1 protein-coding gene and 1 pseudogene are annotated in these 1,525 nt (G+C 42.2%); both read left to right on the forward strand.

Going from position 1 to position 1,525, the window contains the following annotated elements; all coding sequences use genetic code 11:
* Window positions 1–203 (forward strand): annotated as a pseudogene (locus G4P69_RS38130) (hypothetical protein); the annotation flags it as partial.
* A 16-nt stretch (window positions 204–219) separates the two neighbouring features.
* On the forward strand, window positions 220–1,525 hold a 1,306-nt coding region (locus tag G4P69_RS38135), incomplete at its 3' end, for an NB-ARC domain-containing protein (protein WP_243903194.1).

Here is a 1,525-nt window from a genome sequence, read left to right on the forward strand (position 1 = left end):
TACAATATGCAATGCTTGAAGATAAACAGTTTGCTGCTGAACTACAAGCTCTTGCTCAAGAAATAAACGCGGGTAAGCTTCAGGACAATAGTCACATGACACAGTACAACCATGACAACGCGAGGGGCTGGCAAACCAAGGTTGAGGGTGGAACTGCTTACGTTGGTGAGATAAACTTCCACGGTAAAGAGTCTATCCCCTGAAAATGAGTGATTTGTAATGGCTGACATTGATGAGCAAATACTTTTGATACTGACTGAGGTTGCCAAAAAGCTAAAAGATGAACCGCAAGCAGATTTAAGAGAACTTGTGGCGGCTTTAAAAGCTGTTTTGGCAGAGAGTTCTCAGCTTGCTAGTGCAGCAAGCCGCATGAATCAGATCAATCTAGATGACGCTAAAGGCTTTCAAACTGTTGTCGAGGGTGGAATAGCACAAATTGGGTTTCACTATCATTTCGATATCCAAACCATAGATAAACTTAAAGCCGTTCTATATACTTTCATCACTGAACAAAAGCACACGCCTACTGGTATCCCGCAAAATCTCCCTCGTATTAGCATTGCAAAATTTGTCGGTCGGCATCAGGAACTTAAAATCCTACATCAACAACTCCAGATAAAAGACCAAGTTATTATCTGCGCGATAGCTGGTATGGGAGGTGTTGGAAAAACCGAATTAGCATTGCAGTATGCTCATTACCATTGGCATCAAGGCACTTATCTTGGAGGTATTTGTTGGTTGCAGGGGCGAGAGATTGAGGTAGGGTCTAAAATTGTAGAGTTTGCGATAACACAGTTAGGCTTGCAACCACCAGATCTTCAGGACTTACGAGCTCAAGTGTCTTACTGCTGGCGATGCTGGCAGGAAGGAGACGTACTACTCGTAGTTGATGATGTCAAGGATTTTCGAGAGGTTGAGCCGTATTTGCCACCCCAATCATCTCGATTTAAGGTGTTAATCACAACTAGGCTACAGTTCTCTGAACTTCCCAACTTGACCCTTGATGTACTACAAGAAGAAGACGCACTTGATTTGTTACAACAGTGGATCGGGAAAGAAAAAATTTTAGAAGAACTGGTGAGTGCCAAAAAGCTCTGTCAAAGATTAGGCTATTTACCCTTAGCGCTGCAATTGGCTGGACGATACGTTAAGAAACAAAAGTTGTCTTTAATAACAATGTTGGAACGGCTAGACCAAAAAGGTTTGAGACACAGATCCCTGGATCAAAACAATAATGATCGTACTTGTACACTCAATATAAAACGAGGAGTTGCAGCTGCCTTTGAAGTGAGCTGGGATGAGTTAACTAAAGAAGCCAAGCAGCTAGGTTGCTTACTAGGTTTATTTGCTTTAGCTCCTATTCCTTGGTCACTCGTGGAGAGCGTAAATACGGAGCAAGATACTGAAGATTTGGAAGATGCCAGGGTAAACTTAGAAGAGTGGCATTTTCTCCAGGGAGATCAGACTTATCATCTACATCAACTTATTCGAGAATTTTTTCAACAAAAGTTAGCAGACTTGGAAC

Source organism: Aetokthonos hydrillicola CCALA 1050 (genome assembly GCF_017591665.1).
In the GTDB taxonomy this organism is placed as follows: domain Bacteria; phylum Cyanobacteriota; class Cyanobacteriia; order Cyanobacteriales; family Nostocaceae; genus Aetokthonos; species Aetokthonos hydrillicola.